Source organism: Actinomycetota bacterium (genome assembly GCA_030684515.1).
Lineage (GTDB): Bacteria > Actinomycetota > Actinomycetes > S36-B12 > S36-B12 > UBA11398.
On sequence record JAUXVJ010000024.1, the window covers coordinates 233,361 to 259,540 of the forward strand.

Consider the following 26,180-nt stretch of genomic DNA (forward strand, 5'->3'; position numbering starts at 1 on the left):
ATGTTACCTACCCTCAAGCGCAAGAGCAGCCTCCGCGAAATCACGGCGCTCGCAGGCCTTGGCCTACTGATCTCACTGCTGCCGTTCATCACCCCGGCCCAAGCGATCACTGCGCAGCCAGTTGAAGTGCCAAGTGGCTGGTCTTGGGAGGACTACGGACCAGAGCTGAAGGCTGTCTCATGCGCGCAACCTGGCACGTGCGTGGCCGTTGGCCAAGGTGGAGCCGTGCTGCGTTCCCCGAACACTGCACAGGTGCCGTTGGCCTGGACCTTTGTTGCACTGAAGAAGGACCCGGCCCATCCCGCCAACCCCGTTGATCTGACCGGTGTCACCTGCTCAAGCTCGAGCTGCCTTGCCATCTCAAGACCATTGAACCCCAATGCTACATACGGCTCCTGGGTTTACCGGAGCACCGACGCGGGCGTGAACTGGACAGCTGTGGTGCAGCTGCCACAAGTGGGTGCCATCAAGACCAATCTGGCATCGGCCGTTGCCTGCTCGCCAGACAAGACGGCAACTGCGGACAACCGCAATTGCTACGCCGTAGGAACGGCCGGCGGCATCTGGCGCTCGACTGACGACGGCCGCACCTGGGCTGGCGTAGCCGTGCCAACGACAGCATCAACTGCGAGCTTCAGCTCGGTGGCCTGTGCCAGTTCAACTGCGTGCGTGGCCGCCGGTGGCGCGGACCTGCCGTCCAGCGCTCTGATCAGCGGCAGCACGGTGACGATGCTGAGCACTCCTGCAGGTATCAACCAGACCTTCGCAGCTGTGGCTTGCGACAACCCCTCGCGCTGCCTGGCAACTGGCGGTCAGGGCGATTACACGATTTTGAACATCGACGCTTCCCCCGCCTGGAGCCCGGCGCTGAAGTTCCGCAAGGCTCCGCTGCCGCCGGTGGCGAAGATGGTCTCGGTTGCCTGCCCGGTCGCGAACTACTGCGTGGGTATCAATGGCGACGGAAACGTCCTGCAGACAAGTGCACTTGGAGCTGCGGGCAACACCTGGCTGATGCGACCCGTGCAGCCGAGCATCGCCACCCTCACCTGCACAGGCAGTTATTGCGTTGGCGTCGGCAAGATGGCCGCCTGGTACACCAGCATCAACTCCGGTGCCGACTTCGGTCGAGTGAACGAGGTTGCCAAGTTCGACCTCGCTGTCTGCTCTGCTGCCCTCAGCCCAACGTGCATCGCCGGTGGCGAGATGAACATGGGCCGCTCGATCACGGGCGGCACCCTGTGGACTCTGCCGATAGCCGATCGAGGCGCGCTCAACACCAAGGAGATTCGCTGCCAGTCGTCCCTGTCTTGTCAGATCTTCGGACAGACCGAGACTCTGGTGACCGAGGACATGAACGTCTTCCGTCCGCGCTTTGGCCCTGTGCAAGCCGCCGCCGGTGCTGACGCAGTCGACTGCGTCACCGACATCCTGTGCGTCTCGCCCAAGGAGTCCGTGGTCTACACCACCTTCGACGGTGGCCTCACCCAATGGGCCTCCAACCAGATGCCGAAGGTCCGCCCGACCAGCATCACCTGCCTGCCTGGCAAGACCGATCCGGTGACCTGCTTTGAGCCTGACAAGTACAACATCCTGATGGGCACGATGACCCGCGATGCCCAAGGACTTCCGCACTGGCAGTGGCACTACACCAATGCCGACTCCGACCAGATCATCAACGCCATCGCGTGCAGTCCAGACGGTTCGCAGTGCGTCGCAGCCGGTGCCGCCGGGGCGGTGCTTGTATCCACGCCAGGCGATTTGAACAATTGGACCGAGCTGACGCTGCCGGTGAACACGCCAGTCGGCAGTCTTCCGACCTACAACTCGGCCACCTGCCCAGCCAATGGCTTCTGCATGGTCGGTGGGCTGCAAGGCAAGCAGACGATTGTCACCTCGACGACCGACGGCTTCACCACCTACTCCTACGACAAGATCGGCGACCTTCGAACCCAGCCAGGGGTCAAGGGCTTTGGCTGCGAGACAATCAATCGATGCGTGGCCGTGGGCAGCACCGTGCTCGTCGGGGTGCGCAACCCACCCATCACGCCACCAGCGAAGTAGGTCATCACAGTGCGTCGCGCCAGCATTCTCATCTCCGTAGCCACCACTGCAATCCTGATCACTGCTGCTGCAAGCAGCACCAATGCGGCAACCCCAGAACCCAGTCCCACCCCGAGCGCAAGTCAAAGCCAAGGCCAGCCCACCAGCTTCACCATCACCAAGCACAGCAAGAAGGTGAAGGGCTTCACCACATTCACCTACCAGACCGGCACGATCAACCCAATCAGTGGAACCAGCAGCACCGCCATGGCCAAGATGAATGAGCTGCTGTCCTTCGATGTGCTCGACACGATGCGCAGCGTCAAGAACTCCCGGATCTCCAAGTGCACGATGAACCGGAAGAGCTGCGGCTACTTCATCCAGACGATCACCGCCCCCACCTGCAAAGCTGGCAGTGTCTGCATCACTCAGCCAGCATCAATGCTGCGTCCTGGAGCCAACACCGGCGATGCCTGGGTGAACACCGCTGTCTTTGACTCAACAACTGGCGCCCGCCAGCAGATCGACGCCTTCATCTCCCCCAGTCAGGAAGCTGCCTTCCTCAAGGGCGCCAACGCCGGCATCACCGCAGCACTGATCAAGGGCGGCATCAAGGCAACAGATCCCATGTGGAGGCCGTCACTTGAGATGCCCGAGGTCTACGCCTGGATCCCCACCCCAGAAGGCATGCACCTGTACTTCAGCAAGTACAACGTTGCCCCAGGCTCATTCGGTGTCGTCGATTTCACCGTGCCTTGGACGACGATCAACGCCTGAGACATCGATCAACACCTAAGAGAACGATCACGCCCAAACCAAGCAAATTCCACTAGATTCCAGACGTGGAGCTTGATCGCCGCGGCCTGCTGATCGCCACTGCCGCCATCGGAACAGCAGTCGGCACCAACGTGCTGGCCCCAGGAGCCAGCGCCCAATCAATGCCCACCACAGCCGCAGACACATTCGCAGCTCCTTCCCCCACCTTGCTGAACCTCTTCGACTCCCCCGCCTTCAATGACGAAGCGCTGTTCGCCATGGGTGCTGCCAGTTCCCGCGCATCAGAGATCGGCGAAGTGCTCGCCATCTCCAGACGAATCAACCAGGCAACCGGCAATCCATCAGACCCAGATGCCAAGGCATTCGACGCCTACTACGACGTCTTCGGGGAGTACCACCAGCAACTGGCCAAGCAAGCACAACAGGCCAAAGACTCTGGTCACGACATCACCGCCCAGAACCGCTTCCTGCGCGCATCGATGTATGCCGCGCAGCAGCTCTTCTTCGTGCTTGGCACGACCAACGGCAGCAGAGAGCTCGAGATCTTCAAGAACAGCCAGGACCACTGGATCAAGGCAATCGAGAACTTCGACCCAAAGCCCACACGATTCCAAGTGCAGTCCAAGTTCGGAATGATCCCCGGCACCTTCTTCCCCAGTCCAAGAGGAAGCGGACGACGACCGACCGTCATCATCAGCGAAGGCAGCGATGGCCAGAACGTGGAGAGCATGCAGTTCGGCGTCACTGCCGGCCTGGCTCGCGGCTACAACGTCGTGCTCTTCGAAGGCCCTGGCCAGATGTCACTGCTGTTCCAGCGACGCATCCCCTTCACCCCCGACTGGCAGGACGTCGTTGGCCCTGTCTTGGAATGGACGAAGAACAGAAGCGATGTCGGAAAGGTCGCCCTGATCGGGATCTCCTTCGGCGGGATGCTCTGCATCCGACCCGGAGCAAGGCTGAAGGACCTCGACGCCCTCGTGCTCGAGCCTGGCGCCTACGACTTCACCACCTTGTGGACAGACCAGGAGTCAATGGCCACAGTCAAGGAGACCTACAAGGCCCCGGAGAAGGAGAAGGCAGTAGTCAAACAGGAACTCAATGAGGGATTCCTGCAAGCCTGGCCCAGCATGCCAAGAAGCGTGCAGTTCCAGATCTACAAGCGCGGTGAGATCTTCAGCCCCGAGGTGCAACGGGAGGCACGAGCCGGAAAACCCATCTCCGACTACTACCAACTCCTGGAAACAATGCTTCCGTTCAAGTATGGAAAAGACCTACGAGCAATGACGACACCCACCATGGTCCTGGCCAACGAAGGAGACGAGTTCTTCGGCGAGCAGCCAGACAAGGCTTTCGCCATGCTCACCAACCTCGACAAGAACCAGAAGCGACTCGTCCACCTCACCGCGAACCAAGGCGCATCGCTGCACGATCAGCCAGTCGGACCGCAGGTGGCCGAAGAGATCGTCTTCGACTGGCTCGACGACCTACTCGCCTGAACTGCACTATATAACCTCACAGGCCTGATATATATTGGACGTTGTGTCCACCCTTCGCAGGCAACGCGAGCTCCTCGACATGTCGCAAAGCCAGGTTGCATTCCTGCTCGGCACCCGGCAGTCAAACATCAGCGCGTATGAAGCCGGCACCTTGCAACCCGGAGCAGACGTCGGCTCGCGCATCGAAGCGCTGCTGCGCCTCACACTGGCCACCGCGCACCGCAACAGCTGGGCAGGAACTCTGCCCTCGCATTCTGTTGCCCTTCGAACGCTCTTGCGCAACTTCCGAGGTTCAGCACATGAACGCGACCTGCTCATCTTGCGAAGCGTGATCGCAATGAATGATGCGTTCTGCCAATTGTCTGAATCTGCCGACCAGGCACTCTTCTTGGCCAAGCCCAACTCCACCGGCGCTCACGATGTCGATGCCTTGCTGGCCGGGATGTCCGTGCATTGGTGTCAGAAGACAGATGCCCCGCGCACTCCGGCGTGGACTCGTGAACCACACCTCTATCTGGACGAATCGTGGTGGGTGGCCGCCGAGCAACACACGCCGATCCTGCGCGCGCAGGCATTCGCGCACGGCGTTCCAAGCCTTCGAGCTCGCGGAATATTCATGGATCGACGCGCTCTGGCTTCGGTCTGAAATGTTCACCACCAAAGAGCAGATCCTTGCATTGCTGACCGAACTCGGTGCCCGACTGGACGCTCAAGGCCTTGAGGTCGAGCTCTACATCGTGGGTGGATCAGCCATGCTGCTGGGATACGACCGAACGGCAGTCACACGTGACATTGATGCCCTGATCACGCCTGTGGGTGTGATTGAAGACGTTGCTCAGCAGATGGCAAAGGAACGCGGCGATCTGCCGCCACACTGGCTCAACGACCACGTCACTCCACTGCTGCCTCGCGTTGCCGACACTCGCAGTTGGCAGATGTTGGCCGTTCCCGGTCTCAGTGTGCAGGTCGCATCACCCGAGCACCTGCTGGCCATGAAGGCCCGGGCTGGGCGCGGGCCTCGGGATCTGCAGGATGTGGCGGTGCTGTGCGAGATCCTGGGACTGACCAAAGTGCAGCAAGTGTGGGACATCTGCACCAGAGTCTGGGGCGAGGATCTCATCCAGGACGACGTGAAATCAGCCACCACAGAATTCCTCAATACTCGAGGCCTTAGCTAGTCAGAACAGAGCTCGGACCGCTGGGCGTATAGGGGAACTGCTGCGCCGTGCCGTCAGCCCACGGCTGCTGAGTCGGGGTCAACCGCTTCGTGGTGCGCTGCTCCCCCAACAACTTGGAAAGCAGCGCCTGCGTCACCGAGAAGTCAGCATTGCCGTACAAATTCAAAAGTTCTGCCGGATCGCGCTCCAGGTTGTACATCTCGAACTGATCCGCCGGTGGCGCGATCTGACCAGCTGTGGGATTAGCCGACTTCACTACCGTCGTAGCCGTCTTCGCTCCCGAGGAGTTCACCTTCCCGGAAACAATTGTCTGCACGTCCTGCACATTCGGCGTCGTCCAGAACAGCGGGTTGTCCCAGTAGCGGGTGTACTTCCAGCGCTCACGAGCACCACCAGCACCAGTAGGCAGATAGGTGATCACCGTCTCAAGGCAGTTGGGCTGCATGACAGGCGAGTACTGCGTGCCCTGGATCGAGACGTTGTTCAGGCCCTTGAACGGCTGATCGTCGGTCATGAAGTAGACAGCCCCGGCAGCACCAGAAGATGCGGAAGAAGCAGAAGACGCATCATCTTGCCCCAGCAGCACGCCCGAAAGGTCGCGCCCAACCAGTGGACGCACCTGCGTGTGTGTCTCGCGCAGTTTGCGCGCCAGGTTCTCTTCATCCAGCCCGGCCAGACCGAGCAGAGTCGGCAGCAGGTCAGCATGTGAGGTCAGCATGTCGCTGGTCTCATGTCCAGCAAACAGTTCAGGGTTGTGGAAGATGAAGGGGACGCGAATCATCTCGTCATATGCCGAATGCCACTTCTGATACATCCCGCCATGAGCACCGAGCATCTCGCCGTGGTCGGACATGTAGATGATCACGGTGTCGCGGTACTGCGACCGGTCTGAAGCGATGGCTTCAAGCACCTTTCCGATCTGAGCATCGACGTTCTTCTGCAGCTGGTAGTAGAAGCGGTGATAGGGATCATCATTCGGCAAGGGCTGGAAGGCCTGTGGGTATTGCGCGACAAAGCTGCCCTGTGCCGTTGGCTTCTTGGAGAGATCCTCAGTTGAAGACGTCTTGTAGATCGGATCAAACAGATTGCGTGGCACATTCGAACCCGCCAGCTGCTGCTGCAGATAGAACGAACCGGCCTGCCCGGCAGCATCAGCGGCAACCGTCGCTGCTCCCCACAGCGAGATGTCGTGCGGGTTCACAAAGGACGTCACCAGCAGCCAGGGATTGCGGGCACCCCGCAAACGACGCAACTGCTCGACACCCAGCTGCGCATAGACCTCATCGCGCCCACGGCCACCTGGACCAGACGAACCAGAGTTCAGTGGGTTGCTGCCATGCGGCTCTGGCCCAATGAAGCCGGTGAATCCATACTTCTCAAGGCGCTCTGACTCCAGATAGATCTCTTCCAGCCGCGGATCACGACCGCCCAGGTTGTTGTACGACGGTAAAGGGTTGTAGCTGCCCGGCTGGTACAGGTCAGCATCCGAGACGTGCCACTTGCCCTTCCAGTAGGTGTCATATCCGCCTGCGCGAAACCAGTTGCCCAGAGTCGGCACCGTTGTCGGATCAAGCCAGTACATGTCCTGCTCGATAGACGTCTTTGCAGCGCCAGAGGTCTGGGCAACGCCATGCAGCGACGGGTACTGCCCGGTGAAGATCGACGAGCGCGAAGGCTGACACGCAACGGACATCACGTGATGATGCGTGAATTCCAAGCTGTTGCGCCGGATGAAGTTCTGCGCCGGCAAGTTCGCCAAGCGCCAAGCCTGCAACTCTGCTGATTCATAGAACGGCGGATGACGCTGCTCGTCCATCATCACGATCAGAAAGTTCGGACGGCGTCGCAGCCGACCACGCGGAACAAAGGGAACAGCAGGCGCAGCAGAAGCCGAAGAACCAGCAGCCACCGCCAGACCGGCGACGCCCGCAACACCTGCCGCTTGTAGCAACCGGCGCCGACTCAGATCTGACTCTTCAGCCATGTCAGTTTCCCTTCTCAGAAGCACTCAGCGCCAGCTTGCCCAAAGCGATGTCATAGCTGACGGTGTAGTCGAAGTAGAAGGAGTTGCCGGTGTTGATCACAGAACGCCCCGAGCCCAGGACTCGAGCCAAGTTGCGAGAGCCAAGGTGTCCGGCAACGAAGCGATGCGCAACATAGGCACTTGAGCCAGCAGCAAGAGTCACCACCGTGCCGGGCCGAAGCAGGTCACCAGCAACAGAAGGCAACGAGGCGAAGGACTTGCCTTTGATTCTCATGACTGTAAAGCCGGAGTCGAACCAGGTCGGAACACACTGCTCAACCAAGGAGCCGAAGGTCCAGCAGCCGGAAGCAGCATGGTCATCCCACAGCAGCACCCCAGCAGAACTCTGCCCCTGTGGGGAAAGCTGGAAGTTCATGATCGCCGATCCAGGTGCGCGAGCTCCCAGCACCAATGCGCCTGAACGATCGACAACACCGGAACGAGAACGAGCGAAGTGCACGCTCCACCGTGTACCCAGTGAGCCAGGTAGCGCCGTCAAAGGATTGGGAAGAGGTCCACGGGAAACACCGATACCCAAGATGCCGGCAATGCCCTTGCTCTTCCACTGCTTGATGTAATTGCTGTCAGTGCTGATCAGCTGGAAGGGAACAGCAGTACTGGTGCGCACTCCCCCAATCGAAATCGCTGCCTTGGCGTACTGACCAGGCAACGGAGCACCACCGGCAGAGGACGGAGCTGTCACGGATGTCGCAACTGCGCCCGCCGGCTTGCCGTCCCACAGACGCAGTCCAACGGAGCCCGTGTCCAGCATCACTGACATCGGCGAGGATGAGCCGACCCGGATGCTCACGATGCCGTTCTGCCCCGTGCGATCTGGGGTGTCGATCGTGCGGATCGGCACCGAGACGGGAAGCCGATCACCCGAAGCAACGACGGCATCGGCAGCCCAAGCGTTACCCGATGGAACAGATAGCAGTGCAAGCCCAGCACAAACAAGCAATGAAACCGTACGGCGCATGTGCGCCCCCTCTAGATCAGTTAAGCAAGTGCTAACGATCAGGTCTGTGCAATCAGCACGAGCACGTCTCCGTCAGCATAGGACACCACAGCGTCCTTCGAAGGGTTCAGGCGAATCCCATTGCCAACCGCCAGCGGATCGCCCACCGCAGATGCCGCGCGGTAGCCAATGGGCACCACGCCCCACTCGCGCGCAGCCCTGATCACGTCGGCGAATGAGTAGGAGCCAAAGGGCAGGTACCGCTCAAATGGATGCATCGCGACAACTGAACCGTCTGAGTCGAACAGGTCAGCGAACACATCGCGCAGATGCGGGCTCTCCGACAACTGAGCCATCAACAAGCCGATCAAGCGCTGGCTGACAATGAAGTCGTTGTTGTCGCTGTTGCCACCGAGCTCAACGTCATTGGGATCCATCAACTCGGCCACGATGTTCTGCGAATCACCTTCACCGGCGGTGAAGCGACGAACGTGCATCAAGGCCAACAGAGTGCGCGCATCTGCCTCATCGGCGGTGAACGTACCGCGCTCCGACAGCAGCATGATGTGATCAAAGGGCCCTTGAGCCAGCACTCGCTCAACGACCGATCCGGCAATCGGATCCCCATCGTGAATGATCAGCGCCTGCTGTGAAAGGTGAATGGACGAGCGGACCAACTCCGCTGGCACCACGGTCTGATCCACCAGCACATGCAGCTCGGAATGCAGGGCAACATGCGCTTCGATCTCCAGGGCAATGAGTGGAGCCAGATCGCTCCAGCCGATGAGCAGGGTCCGCTCCACGGCCTTCGGCAGTGCCGGCTGCTCCCGCACCTCGGACTGCAGCCATTCGACAGGATCGACATCCAAGGAGAAGACCGAGTCGTCCTCAGCAATACCGATCACAGAATCACCGGCTGCCAACACGGTCACAGGCGAAGGGTTCAACATGACGGGGCCAGCAGCCGAACGCATGCCGATGATCGTGCCGCGTGAAGAGCCAAGCAGCACCTCACCGAAGCGCCGGCCAAGCCACTGCCCAGTCACCGGGATCGAATACAGCTCGTCGCCCTCGAAGTCCAAGAACTCCTGGTAGATCGCGCCCAGACCAGAAGCGCGCGAGACCTGCGCCCCAATGCGAGCGATGATGTCGCGCGGAGTCACCGTGATCAGCGACGGTCCAACGGCAAGAGTCAGCGCCTCAGCCGTATCGGCATCCTCAAGCTCGGCAACAACCGTCAGCGCAGCAAAATCAGGCACGCAGCGCGACAACGCAAGCACAGTCTTGACCACCTGAGCATCAGTGCCGTCTGCAGCGCGCAGCACGATCACAGATTTCGCGCCCGCCGGATTGCCCTGCAGCAAATCCGTGATCCGCGTTGTAACCCCTGACCGAACAACCAAACGGGAAGTCTTCAGATCAGTGACCGAGGCCTTGATGTCTTCAGTGACTTCAACCGTGTCCTCAGTCGTCAGCACCACGATCGCCCGACCGCGCTCCGAAGCATTGGCCTCAACGAGCTCAGACACGATCGGATTCAGCTTGTCCGACAGGCCAATGATCAGCGTGTGACCAGTCTCAACAACCAGGGAACGTCCGCGACGCAGGGTCTCGACCCGATTGTCGATCGCAGAAGAGACCAAGCCGATGATCGTGGCCGCCAGGAAGATGCCGGCGAAGGTGACCACCAGCATGATCAGGCGGAAGCGGATCCCCTCGTCACCTGAGAAGGTGCCAGGGTCCAAGGAACGGGTCAGAGCAAACCAGATGCCTTCAAGGAGTGTGGTGCTCTCGTCACCAGGCCCAAGGCGCAAAACCGTCAGAATCAAGGCGATCACGACGAAGAAGATCGACGCAATCAAGCCCAACCACAGCAGCACCGCCCACATGCCACGCGAGAGCGTGTTGTCGAAGCGGTAGCGGAGACGTTGCTTGAGAGTGAAATGCTGAGAATTGGGCACGGCAGACAGTACCGCGTGCGGTCACAGCCCTAGAGTCACAGACGCAGCGCTACTCAAGGTAGATTCCCGGCCGGAGGGCGATATCCATGAGCGACTTCAACTGGGCAGCTTGGATCCCGGTATTCATCGTGCTCATTGCATTTGTCGTCTTCTGCATTGTCGACATCACTCGCCATGACGTGAAGTACTTGCCCAAATGGCTGTGGATCGTGATCTCGCTGGTATCGATCCCTCTTGGAGGCATCGTCTACCTGCTCATTGGCCGGGATCACAGCGAAAAGCAATGATTCGCTCCCACAGCCTGAGCAAGACCTACAGCTCGCTCACCGCACTCGACAGCGTCAACCTCGACGTGCCAGATGGCTGCGTCTTTGGCCTGGTCGGCCCAAACGGCGCAGGCAAGAGCACCCTGCTCGAGGTGCTAGCCGGCTTGCAGGTGCCAACCAGCGGCTCCTTCGAGATCGAAGTGGAGAAGAACGAGCGATCACTGCTCCCTGACACGCCCCATTTCGAACCCTGGCTGACAGCCAGGGAGGTCGTCGAACTGTCACTCCAACTCTCCACAGGAAGAGGAGACGACAAGCGGATCGACGAAGTGCTCGAGCAAACCGGAATCAGTAAAAGCAAAGACCGTCAGATCGGTGGTTTCTCACGAGGCATGTTGCAGCGCCTGGGGCTTGCAACAGCAGTGGTGGCCAGACCAAGACTCATCATGCTCGACGAGCCGGCCTCAGCACTGGATCCGCAGGGGCGCAGAGAAGTACTCGACCTGGTCGCCGCATTAAGGGGCGATGCAACCGTCGTCTTCTCCAGCCACATCCTCTCCGACGTGCAGGAAGTCTGCGATCGAGTCGCAGTGCTCAACCACGGCAAGGTGCTGTTCCAAGGCCCGCTCAATGAACTGCTGGTAGGCAAGGCCATACCGAGCATCACTGTGCGCCTGGCAACGCCAGAAACAAGAGCAATTGATCTCCTAAGAGGACAGCCATGGGTGCGCCAAGTCATTGAAGTGCAGCCCGGCGTGCTCCTGATCGACACAAGAAGCACCGCCGAAGCGCAAGACCACCTCATCCCGATACTGGCCCGGGCTAATTGCAAAGTCGTATCGATCACCCCGCAGGAAGTCACCCTGGAGGATGCCTTCCTGGAGCTGACGACATGAATCTGTGGCGGCTGGAGATCCTGCGACTCACCCGAACCAGACGTTGGGTCGCATTAGTCGGCGTCTACGTACTCTTCGGACTGATCGGGCCTCTGAGCACCCGCTACATGGAGCAACTGCTCTCGAGCCTCGGCAACTCACTGCAGGGCATGAGCATCACCCTGCCCGCACCAACAGCTGCGGCCGCAATCGATGCCTTCGTCAAGAACGCCACCCAGATCGGCACCATCGTCGTAGTCGTCGTTGCAGCAGGTGCACTGGCCTTTGATTCAGTGCCCGAGATGGGGATCTTCCTGCGAACCCGCGTGCCCAACGTCACCAAACTCCTGCTCCCCCGCTACGTCGTGACCACGATCGCCAGCGCAATTGCCTTCACCCTCGGCGTGCTCACCGCCTGGTATGAGACGTGGGCATTGATCGGACAAGTGGATGCAACGGCGATTGCCACTGGCATTGCCTACGGCGTCCTCTACCTCGCAGTGGTGGTAGCTGTCGTCGCAGCAACATCGCAATGGTTCAAGACAGTCCTGCCCGCAGTCATGGCCGCTCTGGTGATCCTGATACTCATGCCCACCCTCGGACTGTTCAATGCAATCGCGGACTGGGTGCCATCGCGACTGACGTCTGCGCTTCCCGAACTCGCTGCCGGCGCATCAACCACCGACTACCTGCCAGCCGCGCTCACATCCATCGTCCTGATCTTCGGACTGGCAGCTGTTGCGGTATTGGGAGCAAGACGCGTGAAGTGAAGGAGCCAAGCTGCCGGCCGGCCTAGGTAGCTGGCGTATCGACGAAGAACTGCATGCCCGCGGACTCCTCCCCGATCTCTTGCAGCTCCTTCTTATGGGCCAGCACATAGGCGGCATTGATCAGGGCAAGGGCCTTCGGCGTGTGCCGCATCGACATCGACTCGATGTGCTCGGGCGTGTGCGGCAATCCGCCTAAGGCGAACGTCGTATCGCGGGTGTCGGCGTAGGAGACCGACTCCGCGAAGCCGCGGCCGATATCGGTTCCGTCGGGTGCGGTGATGACCACTGCCCCCTCTGCGTACTGGGCACCGTTGGCGAAGAACCCGGACTGCGCCTGGTCCACGATCGGGGTCATGAGGAACTCCCGGATGTCCTCGGGCACGGTCTCGTCCAGCGTGAAGGACCACGAGTTCGGGTACCACGTGTTCGTGATGAAGTAGCGGGCCGGATTGGGCGAGTGATCCGCTCGTACCCAGTCGGCGATTTCAAGAGTGCCGTGCACCAGTGAGGTTGAGCGGTCGGCCGCCATGTACGTCCCCTTGACGGGAACAGTCATCGTGGGCGGCGGCGTGGGACCGGTCTGCTCGTAGAAGGCGCTCATCGCGTTGCGGTGTGGTGAGAAGACTGTCACCTGCCGATCGCCGGAGAGCTGAGCCATGAACCAGTCCCACCCAACCGGCTCGGGATCGGTTGAATACTTCGCCGCGCGCATGACGCTGCTGCGGCCCGCGCCGGACAGTTGGCCCCACTGGTGGTCGAACCAGAACGTCCCGCTCGTGAGCTGAACCGTCCGGCCGTCCAGCGTCAGCGTGCTGCACGACGGGTCAAGCACCAGGTTGGGAATGGAGTAATACAGCGATCCAGTCCCGTCGATCGACGGCATGCACCCGTTCTCCCCCTGCAGAAGCGTTTCCTTGCCAGAAGTAAAGGTGATGTCCAGTCCCAGTTCGACTCCCGGCTCGCTGCCCCGGTCAATGCCCCAGCCCTTGATCGTCACCGGGAACAAGCCCTCGGTGGTGTGGCACCGGATCTCGTTGCGACCCAAGTGATAGACGAAGGGCTCCTGCTCCACCCGCACCAGCCCACTGGTGCCGGCCAGCACGACCGGCTCGGCCTGGTAGTGGCGACCGCCCTTCTCGCTGATGGCCAGCTGCAGCTCAACGATCTGGTTCTCGTCATCGGTAAGTCCAAGGCCAGCCGCAAAGTCTGGCGGGAACAGGGCCGTCTGGAAGAACATGAGTTCGGCGCCGTACTCGTTGCCGTCCGCGTCCCAGCAACTGCCGACGAAGAAGTGCCAGCCAACCTGGCTGCGGACCTTGGGCAGGTGGTCGCGCGGGAACTGCAGATCGGCAACCGCCGGCACCTGGTCGTACCCCACTGTGGCCGGAGGCCCCAGAAGGGACGTCTGCCAGATGTAGGCCTGCTGCGGAGTGAGTGTGTCGCAGAAGTTGAGCAGTCGCTCGTACGTCTTGGTCATGTCAGGGGTGTGCGACAAAGGATGGTCCGACAGGTAACGCAGGAAGGCGCGCATCCGCTGCCCCAGAGCCGCCGGGCTGTTCTTCGGGCTGTCGAGCACCGCCGCGACGTCGGCCGGGATCGCTGCTGGGTCGAACTCGCGCATCCACAGTGCGGTCGCGATGCTGTCCTGCGTGGCTTTGTCCATGTCAGTCATGGACCCATCCTTCTACCAGCGCGCGGCTCTGTCATCAGCTCGGCGATAGAGACATCACAGACCATCGGCACTTACGGATCGACCTCGGCGTCGGCGCCGAGAAGGATGCGTTCGGGAAGTAGATTTGGACGTCTCGACTGACACGGTTCAATCATGAATGTTGGGTGAAGCACTTAGACGAGGCTTCTCAAGAACTCCTGCGTTTCAGCGTCGACAGAGTGAATGAGTGTTCCTTGCATTCCTCTTGTCAGAAGAACCTTGTACACATTGCGGATGAGTTGGTCGAATTCCTCATCGGACAGGGCTTTTTGACTTCGATAGTCGGGGTCTTTGCTTGCCGAGCGCACCGAAACCCATCGATCTGTGCGCCAAACGAGATCTGGTCCGAGTATGACTCCGTTCCAGTCATACTCGAAGCCTTGGGCCGTGTACACGCAGCCAACTTGCCCGAATCCGGCTGGATCGGTAGCCCATAAGGCCGAGGGCGGGGCGCCTCCGACGGCTCTGTCTCCTTTGACGTTCCATGGTCGCGACCAGTTGCCCACAACCACGTCGTCAACAAGGCTTCCATCGGTTCGCGGATCACTCCAATGCCAGCAGTAGCCCGCAGTAATGCGAGCGCCAAAGCCCTGATCTCTCACATGGCCAAGTCGCTGGCTCATGACCTCAGGTGAGGCTACGGACTCGAGAGTGAAATGGTCATCGCCTACCCAGGCGACGGGGCCACCGGCCTCCAGCCCTAACAGTCGGTGAACCCAATGTATGAACGCTTGGCTGCCACCACACCTGAACTGATCGTCAAGTTGGATCATGCGAACCTCGAGCCCGAGGTTCGCGGCCCACTCAGTGATCTCCCGCACCGATCCCATCTCACCTGGCCGCACAACCTGATTCTGGTCAAGCAGGAAGACTGGCACTCGGGCAGCAGCAATCAGCTCATCGATCTGCGGTCTGCCCTGTCTCAGGTGCGCTTTCGTATAGCGATTGACAGAAGTCTCACGGAGGCGGTGGGCCTCGTCGAGAATCAGCACATCCAGTGAATTGGGTTCAGCTTCCATGAACTGATTGAAGTACTTGAACATCGCTTTGACGCGAGTTGAACCTCGTCCCGCAACTGTACGAAGAGTCTGTGTGAAGGATCGAGATCCCGTGGCGTGCAGCACAGAACGACCTTGGCGCGCCAGTTCTCCCATCAAGGACAAAGCAATGACACTTTTGCCGCTCCCAGGCCCACCAGAGACGACCACCACGCACTTGTGGTCCCCACGCCTTGCCTTCTCCACTTCGTGGAGCACCAATTCATAGGCCAGCTTCTGCTCGGCGAGCAGAACGAACTGCTCCCGACTCTGCACTTCGTCGGCTGCGACAGACAACAGCTGACGACTCGGGGCAACCGCCAATGCCATCAACTCGTCAGCTGCCTGAACTCCCGACACTTCCGTGGACAGCACAGAGCGGAGGAAGTCATGCAAGTCGGCGCGACGATCACCTGTGAATAGTCGCAAGCCCGAGCTCTGCGGCAGCGCAAAGAGGTCATCCACGCCCAATTGCGTCGCGTTGTGCAAGTACGCGATCCCTTGGATGGCGTACTCACGATTTTGAAGCGCTGGGAGGAAATCAAGCATGTACTGGCGGTAGCCCGCTACTTGCTCGAGTGGATGCAATACCGGCCGCGTGCCGTAAGCAGCCACATGCACAAGCTTGGGATCGCCTTCGAAGTTCTGGGCATCCGACCATTGCTTCAATTCGACCACTACATACGTTGGATTGCCTGTCCTCGGATGAACGCCTGCCAGCACCACGTCTGCGCGCTTGCTGGTGAGTGGCAACTGATACTCGACAAGAACTTCGATATTCGACAGGCCTGCATCAACAAGGTCACTCGCCAGCACCGGCAGAGAAGCCCGCCATGACCGTTGTTCACTGTCTGACGGCCGTCGTCCGGTAGTTGCGAGCATCTTGGCCATCATCTGCTCGACCGCGCTGTTCGATTCCAGGAGCGAACGCAGCCCAGCCACGGACTGACGCAGCAGTACCAAGGACAGCCCCCAGACAGCACGAATTGATTCGTGCGGGTGGGGGCGTGTCCATCATTGAATCTGATGGAAGCCAGTCGGGCCGCGAGATGCAGTGTATGGGCAGAATCGGACAAATGAACGTGGGATAGTCGTGCCGTGTCGGATCTCCACGAACTCACTTTGCTGATGCGTCAATTCTCCGAAGACAGGGACTGGGCGCAGTTCCATGATCCCAAGTCTTTGATTCTCGCACTTGTCGGCGAAGTGGGAGAACTAGCAGAACTCTTCCAGTGGCTGCCAGCAGATACAGCCCGCGCCGAAGCGTCACACGGTCGAATGCAAGAACGTGCGGGCGAAGAAATGGCTGATGTCCTGCTCTACCTCATCAGACTGGCAGACATCCTGGACGTCGATCTCAGTGCATCGACAAGACGCAAACTCGCGGAGGCTGAGAGTCGTTTTGACGCTGGCACTTTTCAGGGAATTGCGCCCATCAAGGACTGAGACGAAGTCCGATCTGACGCGGCAGACTCGGTAGACATCTACGTCTTGGCACCATATGCAGACAAGGCGATGGTCCGGCGCTCTGCCGAGAGCCGGACCATCGGTAGCCATTGAAGCCCCTTTCGGGACTTCTGCCTCGCCCATTAACCAATGCTGTCTGGCCCGTGAGCAACTGCATTCCTTCTGTTGATCAGCTACAGCCGCTGGTGCTCCCGCATCCTTCACACACGTAGCAGGAACCCGCAGTACGCATCTTGATCCCGCAGGTCATGCACAGTGGTGCATCACTGGCGATGCCGGTGATCTCCTCGAGCAGTTCAGCACTTGAGTGCGCCTTGCTGGTTGCTGGCTTGGTGATCTGGATGGTCTGCGCTGAGTTCGCTGCTGCTTCTGCCGCGATCTCGATGCTGTCGTCTTCGATGATGTCATCGAGGTCAGCTGCAGGCGCAGATGCTCCGTAGTTGGCATTGACAGTTGCGGTGCGCTCATCAGCGGTGAAGATGCTGAGTGCTTCGCGCTGCTCAAGTGGCAGGTAGTCAAGGGCAAGCCTGCGGAAGATGTAGTCCATGATCGATTGGCTGATCCGGATGTCCGGGTCATCGGTCATGCCAGCAGGCTCAAAGCGCATGTTGACGAACTTGCTCACGAAGGCATCCAGCGGCACGCCGTACTGCAGGGCGATGCTGATCGCGATCGAGAAGGCATCCATCACACCGGCCAGGGTTGAACCCTGCTTGCCGAGCTTGAGGAAGACCTCACCGAGATGGCCGTCGTCGTAGCTGCCTGCGGTCATGTAGCCCTCGGCGCCGGCAACGCTGAAGCTGGTGGTGCGGGATGGGCGTGACTTCGGCAGGCGCTTGCGGGTTGGCTTGCTCGTGAGTTCGGCGATTGCCTCTGCGGTCAGCTCGATGATCTCGTCGACCTTCTTGGCCTTGGCATCGCTCAGTGGCTGTCCGACCTTGCAGTTGTCGCGGTAGATCGCCAGCGCCTTGATGCCCAGCTTCCAGCCTTGGAAGTAGATGTCCTCTACTTCTTCGATGCTTGCGCTCTCGGGCATGTTCACCGTCTTGGAGATCGCACCGGAGATGAAGGGCTGCACTGCAGCCATCATGCGCACGTGGCCAAGGGGGGTGATGCTTCGGACTCCCATGGCGGTGTCGAAGATCGCGTAGTCGGCTGTCTTCAAGCCTGGGGCATCGATGACGTGACCGTTCTCGCCGATGTATTCGACGATGGCCTCGATGGTCTCCTCGGCGTAGCCGAGCTTCTTCAGCGCACGCGGGATCGTCTGGTTGACGATCTGCATTGAGCCGCCACCAACGAGCTTCTTGAACTTGACCAGCGAGAAGTCAGGCTCGATGCCAGTGGTGTCGCAGTCCATCATGAAGCCGATGGTGCCGGTCGGGGCGAGCACTGAGGCCTGCGCGTTGCGCCAGCCGTTTTGCTCGCCGATCTTCAGGCAGTCAGCCCAGGCCTGGTTGGCCAGCTTGGCAACATCGCCATCAAGGCTGGTGATGTTGCGAACGGTGTCGTTGGCTGCGGCGTGCTTGCGCATGACCTTCTTGTGACCGTCGACGTTGCGTGCGTAGCCGTCGTATGGGCCAACGATGCCGGCCAGTTCGGCACTGCGCTTGTAGGCGGTGCCGGTCATCAGGCTGGTGATGGCTGCGGCGAATGCGCGGCCACCGTCGGAGTCGTAGGGCAGGCCGGTTGCCATCAGCAGGGCGCCCAGGTTGGCGTAGCCGATGCCCAGCTGGCGGTAGCGCTTGGTGGTGTCAGCGATCGGGTCGGTTGGGAAGTCGGCGAAGCAGATCGAGATGTCCATCGCGGTGATGATGAACTCCACGGCCTTGGCGAACTTCACGCCATCGAAGGTGTCGTCCTCCTTCAAGAAGGTCAGCAGGTTCAGGCTGGCCAGGTTGCAGGAGGAGTTATCCAGGCTCATGTATTCCGAGCAGGGGTTGGACGCATTGATGCGGCCAGTCTCGGGGTTGGTGTGCCAGTCGTTGATGGTGTCGTCGTACTGGATACCCGGATCAGCGCAGGCCCATGCGGCCTCGCTCATCTTGCGGAACAGGTCCTTGGCGTTGACGGTGTCGATGACTTCACCGGAGGTGCGTGAGGTCAGACCGAAGTCCTCGCTGTTCTCAACGGCGCGCATGAACAGGTCGCTGACGCGCACAGAGTTGTTGGCGTTCTGGTACTGGACGCTGACGATGTCCTTGCCGCCAAGGTCCATGTCGTAGCCGGCATCGCGAAGCACGCGGATCTTGTCCTCTTCGCGCACCTTGGTCTCGATGAACTCCTCGATGTCAGGGTGATCAACATCGAGCACGACCATCTTGGCTGCACGTCGGGTTGCGCCACCGGACTTGATGGTGCCGGCGGATGCGTCGGCGCCGCGCATGAAGCTGACCGGGCCAGAGGCGGTGCCACCAGATGACTTCAGGAGCTCCTTGGCGGAGCGGATGCGGCTGAGGTTCAAGCCGGCGCCGGAGCCGCCCTTGAAGATCATGCCCTCTTCGCGGTACCAGTTCAGGATCGAATCCATGGTGTCGTCGACGGACAGGATGAAGCAGGCGCTGACCTGCTGCGGGCTGGTGGTGCCCACGTTGAACCACACTGGTGAGTTGAAGCTGAACACCTGGTGCAGCAGCATGTGGGTGAGCTCGAGCTCGAAGATCTCGGCATCGGCGTCGGTGCGGAAGTAGCCGTTCTCCTTGCCAGCCTTGGTGTAGGTCAGCACGACCCGGTCGATCAGCTGCTTCAGGCTCCACTCGCGCTGCTCGGTGCCCACGGCTCCGCGGAAGTACTTGGTGGTCACGATGGTGGAGGCGTTGACGCTCCACGAGTCAGGGAACTCCACACCGCGCTGCTCGAAGACGCTCTCGCCGGTCTTCCAGTTGGTCTGCACGACATCGCGTCGCTCCCAGGTCACACCGTCATATGGATGCTGACCAGGAGTCGTATAGAGGCGTTCCATCACCAGGCCGGGATTGTTCAAGGTGTTGTGAATGAAGCCTTCTGTTGCTGCGAGGTTCGTGGTGACCGACATGGATGGTGCCTTTCGATAAATGCGAATAAGGACTGGGAAGCCTTTGGTGGGGATTACTGCTTGGTGCTGGTGGTGCTGGGCTCCTTGCCGACTGGTTCGCCCTCTGCACGCAGCAGAGCGATCTCGGCTTCAAAGTCCTCAAGGGTGTCGAAGGATCGGTAGACGGAGGCAAAGCGCAGGTAGGCCACTTCGTCGAGTTCACGAAGCGGGCCGAGGATGGCCAGGCCAACCTCTTGGGCGGGGACTTCGGCTGCGCCAGCTGCACGCAGGGTGTCCTCGACCCGATGGGCCAAACGGGCTAGATCGTCGTCGCTGACCGGTCGGCCCTGGCAGGCCTTGCGGACTCCGTTGACCACTTTTTCGCGGCTGAAGGATTCAAGGGCTCCCGAGCGCTTGGCGATCAGGAGGAGTGCAGTCTCGGCAGTGGTGAACCGGCGACCGCAGTTGGCGCATTCGCGGCGGCGGCGGATGGCCAGGCCATCTTCAGCTGCGCGGGAGTCCACGACCCGTGAGTCGTCTTCCTTGCAGAAAGGACACCGCATTTGGTTCACCCCCGTTCTCGTCTTGCACTTCCGTTTACTTCCTGCACTTGCATTTACTTTCGTCACATCTGTAACGCTATTTCGGCCATCTTGGGGATTTCCTTGGGAAACCTTGTAGATAACCTGTTGATGAAGGGCCACAACCTGTGGAGGAATCACACTGCTGTGACCACTACATCTAGGGGTGCGACGTTAGACCCATCCGTGGGCGATTGCAAGCGATGCAGGTACGGCGCGCCGGGCATTTCTCGGCGAGTTTCTTGCTGTTCCCAGGGCGCAAGTACCAGGGCCTGCCCCCACAAGTCCTCAACAATTGATTGCTCCCTGGGGCTGATCGCCTCACGATGAGCTGGTGTCCTCCCACTCTTCCCATCGGAATATTCGTCATGTTGTGTATGCATCACTTTCTGCAGCACAATCTGCTTCATGGTCTCCAGAACCCACGGGCGAATAGTGCGCCGGCCTTCACTACCCCTGAATGAACGCGATATCGACGACCTCCAGGCCCTGCAAGCCTCAGAAGAACTTCGCCAAGCCCTAGCGGAACTGAGCCCAGACCATTTTCGATCTGGCCCGGTAAGTGAGTCGGCGCTCCTGCACGCAATCTGGGCCACCGGGATGTCCGCCATTCGAGAACATGCCGAGATCCTGGGGTACCAAGCCTTGGCAGCATCAATGACCGTCACCGAAATTGCAGCCAATCGAGCCGCGGCTAGGCGACGAACTCCGTATTGGGCAGACGAGCCTTGAGCGGCCCATGGCCGTTAGTGCGCGGTCGCATCTATGCCGCTGTCATCCCACCCCTCGAGGCCGAGAAGTACTTTCTGGTCGTCTCCAACAACCAGCGCAATGCAGCGCTGCCGCAGGCCTTGGCTGTGCGCCTGACCACCAGCTCTAAGCCTCAACTTGCATCCATTATTGAGTTGTCGAGTCAAGAACCCTTTACAGGACGGGCTCTTTGCGATGACATCGTTGAGCTATACGAAGATGAAGTTCGACGCGATCTTGGTGCTGTGAGCCCGCAGACAATGCTGTCAATCGGCTTGGGGCTCAGGGCGGCCTTAGGGATTCGCAACTAATCCATCACTCGAACGACCAGAACTTTGTACACGGCCCCTAACTTTGGGGGTGCCCGTCCACAGAAATGCCTAGTGGTCTTTCTTCAAGGTGTCGAGTACCCTAGACATATCATGTGAAACGGCGTCAACTCTTGAAACAGCTCGTTTTGCTGGCCCGCGAGGCTGGAGTGACCTTCGAATTCGCGCGCCATGGAGGTGAGCACGACCTCTATTACCTCCACGAGCGAGCAGTTTGGATCCCCCGACATGCGGAGATCAATGAACTCACCGCTCGCGGAGAACTGAAGAAGTGCGCCGCCTATCTGAAGGAGCTGGATCAATGAGGCAGAGCTTTGATGCCACCGCTGTTCACTTCCAGGGTTGGTGGGCAATCACCGTGCACGGGGTACTCGGTTCGACAATCCATACCCAAGCCAAGCGAATCGATCGCATCGAATACATGGCCCGCGATGCGATTGCCCTGGGTCTTCAAGTGCCAGCAGATTCTTTTGATGTCAACGTCTCATTTGAAATCGATCCTCAACTTCAAGTATTGATCGATGAGGCAAAGGCAGCGAGCCGAACTGCTCAGGATGCGCAGCTTCAGGCAACCAGCAAGACGAAGTCGGCAGTTGAACATCTACATGAACAGGGGTTCAGCACCAGAGATGCCGGCGCCCTGATTGGCCTTTCACCGCAACGTATTTCGCAATTGCTAGCGAAATGAGATCTGAGAAAGAAGACCGATGGTGCAATCTCTATTGAGTTGTGGTTCGACCTACGAAGACTGAATTAGTTGAAGGCCGGAACGATCAGCGACTGACCCTTGACGACCACAGCGGACGTCATGCCGTTGAGGTCGCGGATGCTGCTGATCGTCGCCCGAGGATCCGCGCTTGGCGCAATGGTCTGGGCGATCGACCAGAGTGACTCACCAGGCTGCACTACAACTATTTGCGTTGCCGGGCCCTGGTTGGTCAGTGTTGCGTTGGCAAATGAGCCGAACATCAACATGGCACTGAACAGCGCGATGACTCCCCCAAGAAGCACGACCAGGCGACCACGACGGGTCAGCTGAGCGGCCGGCTTTTGCATCGACACGTGAGCAGAACTCGTAGCGCGCACCTGGGGTGTGGTGCGAACTGGCGTGCGGACCGACCGACGAGCACTTGTGGTGCGGATCGGGCGGCGGGTGCTGGCGGGAGCCAACGGGATTGCGATCGCCATGGTCGTGCCTTTCTCTCGGGGAAGAACACTCTCTCGAACAGGTGTTCGATCGAACGCTTGTGCGATTTGTAGCATGTTTCCCGGCGACACGTCCAGTTCTTTCGAACATGTGTTTGATTTTGGCGTGTCGTCCGGCTAACGTGAACTCTGTCGCGAGGGTCTGACACCCGCGGTGTTGAGCACAGATCGATAGCCAGATCGACAGACGGAGGACGCATGAGCGAGCTTGTGGAACTGCCCGATGGCCCAGCAGACGAAGCTGGCCTTACCCCTCGGCAGCGTCAGATCCTGACGATGATCCGCGATTCGGTCGATGACCGCGGCTATCCCCCAAGCGTGCGCGAGATCGGCGAGGCTGTTGGCCTGACCTCCCCGAGCTCAGTTGCCTATCAGCTGAAGAGCCTTGAGAAGCTGGGCTACCTGCGCCGCGACCCCAATCGCCCCCGCGCCATGGTGGTTGCTGACCCCAATACCGAACTGCCTGCCATTGGCGAGTCCTTCTCTTCCCCCGCTCGCCTGCGCGTGGTGGAGAACACCGAGGAGTTCGACGCTTCAGAGTCGGTGCGCGCCGGTGCAGCACTTGTGCCGCTGGTTGGACGCATTGCGGCTGGTGGCCCGATCCTGGCCGAGCAAGAAGTCGAAGCGGTCTTCCCGCTCCCCCGCGATCTTGTCGGCGAGGGCGAGTTGTTCATGCTGAAGGTGGTCGGCGATTCGATGATCGATGCAGCCATCTGCGATGGCGACTGGGTAGTCGTGCGCACCCAGAACACTGCAGAGAACGGCGAGATCGTTGCCGCACTGCTTGATGACGAAGCGACGGTGAAGACCTTGAAGCGCAGCGACGGTCATGTGTGGCTGATGCCGCACAACCCGGCTTTTGCCCCGATCCTTGGCGACCACGCCACAATCATGGGCAAAGTCGTCACGGTGCTGCGCAAGCTGTAAGCAGGTACTCCACCATTGGATTCTTGAGCTCGAAATCGCGCGCGATTCCATCGGTGACGTCTTGAGAGAAGCCCGGTAGCGCGTAACTCAACTGCTCGTAGCCTGAGCGGGTGGGTGAATCGAGCCATCGACTCCATCCAGACCGCACCAAGCCCCGGCGTCGACGCATACCAACGGCACTCGACATGTCCTCACTGTGGAACCTAGCCACGAGCCTGAGCCCGCGTTGTCTCGCGCACCAGGCAACTGACTCGTTAGCCACGTGGCGGAGAAGCCACTTGTGCACAGCACGACACAGTTCCGATTGACGATTTTCTATGCCCCCAGTTAAGTCATCACATGAAAGTTGGGATCTCTGAACTGCGGACTCATCTTTCGCAATATCTGAAGCGCGCTTCAAAAAGGTGCGGCTTTTCAGGTCACAAGTCGCGGCCAGACTGTGGCGCTACTGAAGGCACCCACCATGGGTGAGGAACTACCCGAGGGCCTAGCCCGCGGAATTCGTAAGGGTCGGGTAACTCCTGCTACGCCACGGGGCTGGCTCGCCGCACACATGCCGACAGCAAAACTCACAGATGGCTTGAAGTCCATTGAGATTATTCAAGCCGATTGAGATGACTGATTTCCCCATGCATGAGCCCACGAGAAGTCAGAAGCGTGACGCCACTTTCTTTTCGTATTACGATTTACAAGTGGCGGACGAAAAGATCGATGGGGTCCCAGTAACTGAGGCGATGATCGAAGCCTGGGCAAAGGAAGCTGAGGCCGGCTATCCAGTGGAGCGACTGCGAAAGCGCGGTCGCAAACCCGCTGGCGACGGGCCTGGTTCTGTGGTGCCGGTGCGGATGGACGCTGCCTTGCTTCAAGCGCTGGACAAGTGTGCCGATCGTGAACACATCAGTCGCTCAGAAGCTATCCGCGCGGCCGTTCGCGCGTGGATTGACTCCGCCTAGTGGAGGTTCACCCCTCCGCGCTTAAGCACGAGATCGACGCCACCAGTGCTGCTCACGCTGCGTCAACAGCCATATACATCGCGGATCTTGATGACGAAAGTCCGGCGCGCCAGTTCCGTCTCGGATTTGATGACTCCGGTCGACTCCTTGAACTCGTAGTACTCCGCTTTGATAGCGGACGTGAACTCGTAATTCACGCAATGAAAGCTCGTGCGCAGTACTTCGATTTGTTGCCGTAGCCGGAGGAACTCACGGCCGACAATGCTTCCGCTGTTCTTTGAGCTATCACTTGGCAGGACGGATCAGCATCTCCTGAGCCATGCTCGCAACCAGCGTTCCATCGTGCCCGTAGAAGCGTCCGCGATACCAACCACGTCCGTCGGCAAGTGACTCACCTTGGTGATCCATCAGGACCCAGTCGTCCAGCTTGGGAGCTCGGTGAATCCAGATGGCGTGGTCCAGGCTGGTGTGGAAGTCCTCGTCCTTCAGATCGATCAGTTGCGGGATACCGCTATGCAGATCTGAGAGGTAGATGAGTGCGCAGGCATTGAGTCGCCTGTCATCACCGAGCGCTGGGGTAGGCCTAGCCCACAGGCGCGGTGCATAGAGATAGTCGGCGTCCTGCTTGGGGATGCGAATCTCGAAACCCGCGATGTGGGCGCCTTCGGGGCGCATGCAGTCTTCTGGCTCTTCTACTTCTGGCTTGCTGGGGATCTGGGTTTGCTTTCCACCCTCGGGTGCGTGGAAGGAGATGCTGACTCGGGCGATCAGTCGGGCGCCTTGGTGCGCGAGCACCTGCCGTGTCGAGAAGGCCCGGCTGTCACGCTCTCTCTGCACGGTGAATTCCACTGGCTTCAGCGGATCACCAGGATTGAGGAAGAACACGTGCATGGCATTGGCGTCCATGTGTTCGCCAACAGTGGTGAAGGCAGAGGCCAATGCTTGCCCAGCCATCTGTCCGCCGTTGAGCGAGCGCACGCTTGGCGCAACGTAGTCAGCGGCGAACTCGTCCTCGCCGGTCTGGTGAACTGCGAGGATCCGCTTGAGATCGGGGACTTCTGCCATCACTCCACCACCTTGTCAGTTCTGCTTGCCGGACGAAGCAGCATCTCTTGGGCCAGGCTTGCCAGGAGTTGTCCCTGGTGGTTGAAGATCCGGCCGCGATACCAGCCGCGGCCATCAGCCAGCGACTCCCCCACCTTGTCCATGAAGACCCAGTCGCTCATGTTCGCCGGTCGGTGAAACCAGATCGAGTGGTCCAGACTCGCGTGGAAGTCCTCAGCTGTGAGCTTGTGGAGCATGGGGATGCCGCTGTGCGCGTCCGAGAGATAGAGCAGAGCGCAGGCATTGAGCCGGGGATCACCGCCAAGTGGATGGAAAGGCCTGGCCCACACACATGGCGAGTAGAAGTGATCGCGCTCCGAGTCGGGGATGCGGGATTCAAAGCCCGGGGCCAGTGATGCGATCGCACGGCACGCTGACGGCTCGGGCACGTCCGGCATGCTCGGGAACTGCATGTCCTGTCCACCCTCAGGTATGTGAAAGGTGAAGCCCGCATGGGCGATCAGGCGATCACCTTGGGTGGCGAGGACCTGCCGGTTGGCGAAGGCCCGACTGTCTCGCTGGCGCTGCACCGTGAATGTCACGGGGGCAAGCGAGTCGCCTCCGGATAGGAAGTTCACATGCGCAGCGCTGACGACGTAGTTGTCGGCAACTGTCGGAAATGCAGCGCTCAAGGCCTGAGCAGCCACCTGGCCGCCGAACAGCGGCAGCCTGCTGGGCGCGACGTATTGCGAGGTGAACTCGTCTTCACCGCTTTGGTGAACAGCAAGGACCTGCTGGAGTTGCGGAGCTTCGGGCAT

Annotated in this window: 28 protein-coding genes; 17 read left to right on the forward strand and 11 right to left on the reverse strand. The window is 59.9% G+C overall.

All coding sequences use genetic code 11. From position 1 onward, the window contains the following. The 5 genes from Q8M73_09940 (at position 1) to Q8M73_09960 (ending at position 5,491) form a co-directional block, all read left to right on the forward strand. On the forward strand, positions 1 to 2,061 hold the full coding sequence (locus tag Q8M73_09940; protein ID MDP2288868.1) for a hypothetical protein: 2,061 nt from the start codon (positions 1 to 3) through the stop codon (positions 2,059 to 2,061). Positions 2,062 to 2,070: 9 nt separating this feature from the next. Then, positions 2,071 to 2,817: an RsiV family protein gene (locus Q8M73_09945; GenBank protein ID MDP2288869.1), complete on the forward strand. Its 747-nt coding sequence runs from the start codon at positions 2,071 to 2,073 to the stop codon at positions 2,815 to 2,817. A 65-nt stretch (positions 2,818 to 2,882) separates the two neighbouring features. After that, entirely contained in the window at positions 2,883 to 4,313 is a 1,431-nt protein-coding gene (locus Q8M73_09950; GenBank protein MDP2288870.1) for an alpha/beta hydrolase, read from the forward strand. 43 nt (positions 4,314 to 4,356) lie between these two features. Further along, positions 4,357 to 4,959 (forward strand): helix-turn-helix transcriptional regulator, encoded by a 603-nt coding sequence (locus Q8M73_09955; GenBank protein ID MDP2288871.1) that lies wholly within the window; start codon positions 4,357 to 4,359, stop codon positions 4,957 to 4,959. 1 nt (position 4,960) lies between these two features. Then, positions 4,961 to 5,491: a DUF6036 family nucleotidyltransferase gene (locus Q8M73_09960; protein ID MDP2288872.1), complete on the forward strand. Its 531-nt coding sequence runs from the start codon at positions 4,961 to 4,963 to the stop codon at positions 5,489 to 5,491. Here the strand turns inward: Q8M73_09960 and Q8M73_09965 are convergent. From Q8M73_09965 to Q8M73_09975, 3 genes are read right to left on the reverse strand one after another with little or no spacing between them, the layout of a single operon-like run. Beyond that, positions 5,484 to 7,475, reverse strand: a complete 1,992-nt coding sequence (locus Q8M73_09965) for a sulfatase-like hydrolase/transferase (protein ID MDP2288873.1) — start codon at positions 7,473 to 7,475, stop codon at positions 5,484 to 5,486. The two genes, Q8M73_09960 and Q8M73_09965, sit on opposite strands and share 8 nt — an antisense overlap. A gap of 1 nt (position 7,476) precedes the next feature. Next, positions 7,477 to 8,493, reverse strand: coding sequence for a hypothetical protein (locus tag Q8M73_09970; protein ID MDP2288874.1), 1,017 nt, complete (start codon positions 8,491 to 8,493; stop codon positions 7,477 to 7,479). A gap of 38 nt (positions 8,494 to 8,531) precedes the next feature. Then, positions 8,532 to 10,433, reverse strand: coding sequence for a hypothetical protein (locus Q8M73_09975; GenBank protein ID MDP2288875.1), 1,902 nt, complete (start codon positions 10,431 to 10,433; stop codon positions 8,532 to 8,534). A gap of 86 nt (positions 10,434 to 10,519) precedes the next feature. Here Q8M73_09975 and Q8M73_09980 point away from each other — a divergent pair, with 86 nt between their 5' ends. Genes Q8M73_09980 through Q8M73_09990 form a run of 3 tightly spaced genes read left to right on the forward strand, consistent with a single transcriptional unit; the run spans position 10,520 to position 12,344 of the window. Continuing rightward, complete coding sequence (locus Q8M73_09980) at positions 10,520 to 10,720, forward strand: PLDc N-terminal domain-containing protein (GenBank protein MDP2288876.1); 201 nt, start codon at positions 10,520 to 10,522, stop codon at positions 10,718 to 10,720. Next, positions 10,717 to 11,595, forward strand: a complete 879-nt coding sequence (locus Q8M73_09985; GenBank protein MDP2288877.1) for an ABC transporter ATP-binding protein — start codon at positions 10,717 to 10,719, stop codon at positions 11,593 to 11,595. Before Q8M73_09980 ends, Q8M73_09985 begins: the two co-directional genes overlap by 4 nt. After that, on the forward strand, positions 11,592 to 12,344 hold the full coding sequence (locus Q8M73_09990; protein ID MDP2288878.1) for a hypothetical protein: 753 nt from the start codon (positions 11,592 to 11,594) through the stop codon (positions 12,342 to 12,344). Before Q8M73_09985 ends, Q8M73_09990 begins: the two co-directional genes overlap by 4 nt. A 22-nt stretch (positions 12,345 to 12,366) precedes the next feature. Here the strand turns inward: Q8M73_09990 and Q8M73_09995 are convergent, their stop codons facing one another. Continuing rightward, positions 12,367 to 14,016 carry a lipocalin-like domain-containing protein gene (locus Q8M73_09995; GenBank protein ID MDP2288879.1) on the reverse strand — a complete coding sequence of 550 codons (1,650 nt, stop codon included), beginning with the start codon at positions 14,014 to 14,016 and terminating at the stop codon, positions 12,367 to 12,369. A gap of 173 nt (positions 14,017 to 14,189) precedes the next feature. Continuing rightward, positions 14,190 to 15,974 carry a DUF2075 domain-containing protein gene (locus tag Q8M73_10000; GenBank protein ID MDP2288880.1) on the reverse strand — a complete coding sequence of 595 codons (1,785 nt, stop codon included), beginning with the start codon at positions 15,972 to 15,974 and terminating at the stop codon, positions 14,190 to 14,192. A gap of 216 nt (positions 15,975 to 16,190) precedes the next feature. Between Q8M73_10000 and Q8M73_10005 the strand changes: the two genes are divergently transcribed. Next, positions 16,191 to 16,538 carry a nucleotide pyrophosphohydrolase gene (locus Q8M73_10005; protein ID MDP2288881.1) on the forward strand — a complete coding sequence of 116 codons (348 nt, stop codon included), beginning with the start codon at positions 16,191 to 16,193 and terminating at the stop codon, positions 16,536 to 16,538. A 190-nt stretch (positions 16,539 to 16,728) separates the two neighbouring features. Here the strand turns inward: Q8M73_10005 and Q8M73_10010 are convergent, their stop codons facing one another. Beyond that, positions 16,729 to 19,593 carry a vitamin B12-dependent ribonucleotide reductase gene (locus Q8M73_10010; GenBank protein MDP2288882.1) on the reverse strand — a complete coding sequence of 955 codons (2,865 nt, stop codon included), beginning with the start codon at positions 19,591 to 19,593 and terminating at the stop codon, positions 16,729 to 16,731. A gap of 53 nt (positions 19,594 to 19,646) precedes the next feature. Then, entirely contained in the window at positions 19,647 to 20,135 is a 489-nt protein-coding gene (gene nrdR / locus Q8M73_10015) for a transcriptional regulator NrdR (GenBank protein ID MDP2288883.1), read from the reverse strand. Between the two features lie 426 nt (positions 20,136 to 20,561). Between nrdR and Q8M73_10020 the strand changes: the two genes are divergently transcribed. From Q8M73_10020 to Q8M73_10035, 4 genes are all read left to right on the forward strand, one after another. Continuing rightward, a complete protein-coding gene (locus Q8M73_10020; GenBank protein ID MDP2288884.1) occupies positions 20,562 to 20,885 on the forward strand; it encodes a hypothetical protein in 324 nt (107 codons plus the stop codon). A 17-nt stretch (positions 20,886 to 20,902) separates the two neighbouring features. Then, positions 20,903 to 21,214, forward strand: coding sequence for a type II toxin-antitoxin system PemK/MazF family toxin (locus tag Q8M73_10025; protein MDP2288885.1), 312 nt, complete (start codon positions 20,903 to 20,905; stop codon positions 21,212 to 21,214). A 113-nt stretch (positions 21,215 to 21,327) separates the two neighbouring features. Continuing rightward, complete coding sequence (locus Q8M73_10030; GenBank protein MDP2288886.1) at positions 21,328 to 21,537, forward strand: type II toxin-antitoxin system HicA family toxin; 210 nt, start codon at positions 21,328 to 21,330, stop codon at positions 21,535 to 21,537. After that, positions 21,534 to 21,920 (forward strand): hypothetical protein, encoded by a 387-nt coding sequence (locus Q8M73_10035; protein ID MDP2288887.1) that lies wholly within the window; start codon positions 21,534 to 21,536, stop codon positions 21,918 to 21,920. Before Q8M73_10030 ends, Q8M73_10035 begins: the two co-directional genes overlap by 4 nt. A 65-nt stretch (positions 21,921 to 21,985) precedes the next feature. Here Q8M73_10035 and Q8M73_10040 read toward each other — a convergent pair whose 3' ends face one another. Then, positions 21,986 to 22,420, reverse strand: a complete 435-nt coding sequence (locus Q8M73_10040) for a LysM peptidoglycan-binding domain-containing protein (protein ID MDP2288888.1) — start codon at positions 22,418 to 22,420, stop codon at positions 21,986 to 21,988. A 216-nt stretch (positions 22,421 to 22,636) separates the two neighbouring features. Between Q8M73_10040 and lexA the strand changes: the two genes are divergently transcribed. Further along, positions 22,637 to 23,365 (forward strand): transcriptional repressor LexA, encoded by a 729-nt coding sequence (gene lexA / locus Q8M73_10045; GenBank protein MDP2288889.1) that lies wholly within the window; start codon positions 22,637 to 22,639, stop codon positions 23,363 to 23,365. Here lexA and Q8M73_10050 read toward each other — a convergent pair. After that, positions 23,343 to 23,552 carry a hypothetical protein gene (locus Q8M73_10050; protein MDP2288890.1) on the reverse strand — a complete coding sequence of 70 codons (210 nt, stop codon included), beginning with the start codon at positions 23,550 to 23,552 and terminating at the stop codon, positions 23,343 to 23,345. The two genes, lexA and Q8M73_10050, sit on opposite strands and share 23 nt — an antisense overlap. Positions 23,553 to 23,828: 276 nt before the next feature. Between Q8M73_10050 and Q8M73_10055 the strand changes: the two genes are divergently transcribed. The 3 genes from Q8M73_10055 to Q8M73_10065 all read left to right on the forward strand — a co-directional run bounded on the left by Q8M73_10055 (position 23,829) and on the right by Q8M73_10065 (position 24,557). Next, a complete protein-coding gene (locus Q8M73_10055; protein ID MDP2288891.1) occupies positions 23,829 to 23,978 on the forward strand; it encodes a hypothetical protein in 150 nt (49 codons plus the stop codon). 79 nt (positions 23,979 to 24,057) lie between these two features. Then, positions 24,058 to 24,318, forward strand: coding sequence for a ribbon-helix-helix domain-containing protein (locus tag Q8M73_10060; protein ID MDP2288892.1), 261 nt, complete (start codon positions 24,058 to 24,060; stop codon positions 24,316 to 24,318). Continuing rightward, on the forward strand, positions 24,318 to 24,557 hold the full coding sequence (locus tag Q8M73_10065) for a toxin (protein MDP2288893.1): 240 nt from the start codon (positions 24,318 to 24,320) through the stop codon (positions 24,555 to 24,557). Before Q8M73_10060 ends, Q8M73_10065 begins: the two co-directional genes overlap by 1 nt. Positions 24,558 to 24,603: 46 nt before the next feature. On the opposite strand, the gene Q8M73_10070 is transcribed toward Q8M73_10065, so the two are convergent. Beyond that, positions 24,604 to 25,383, reverse strand: a complete 780-nt coding sequence (locus tag Q8M73_10070; GenBank protein ID MDP2288894.1) for a thioesterase family protein — start codon at positions 25,381 to 25,383, stop codon at positions 24,604 to 24,606. Further along, entirely contained in the window at positions 25,383 to 26,180 is a 798-nt protein-coding gene (locus Q8M73_10075) for a thioesterase family protein (GenBank protein MDP2288895.1), read from the reverse strand. The genes Q8M73_10070 and Q8M73_10075 overlap by 1 nt, the downstream gene beginning before the upstream one ends.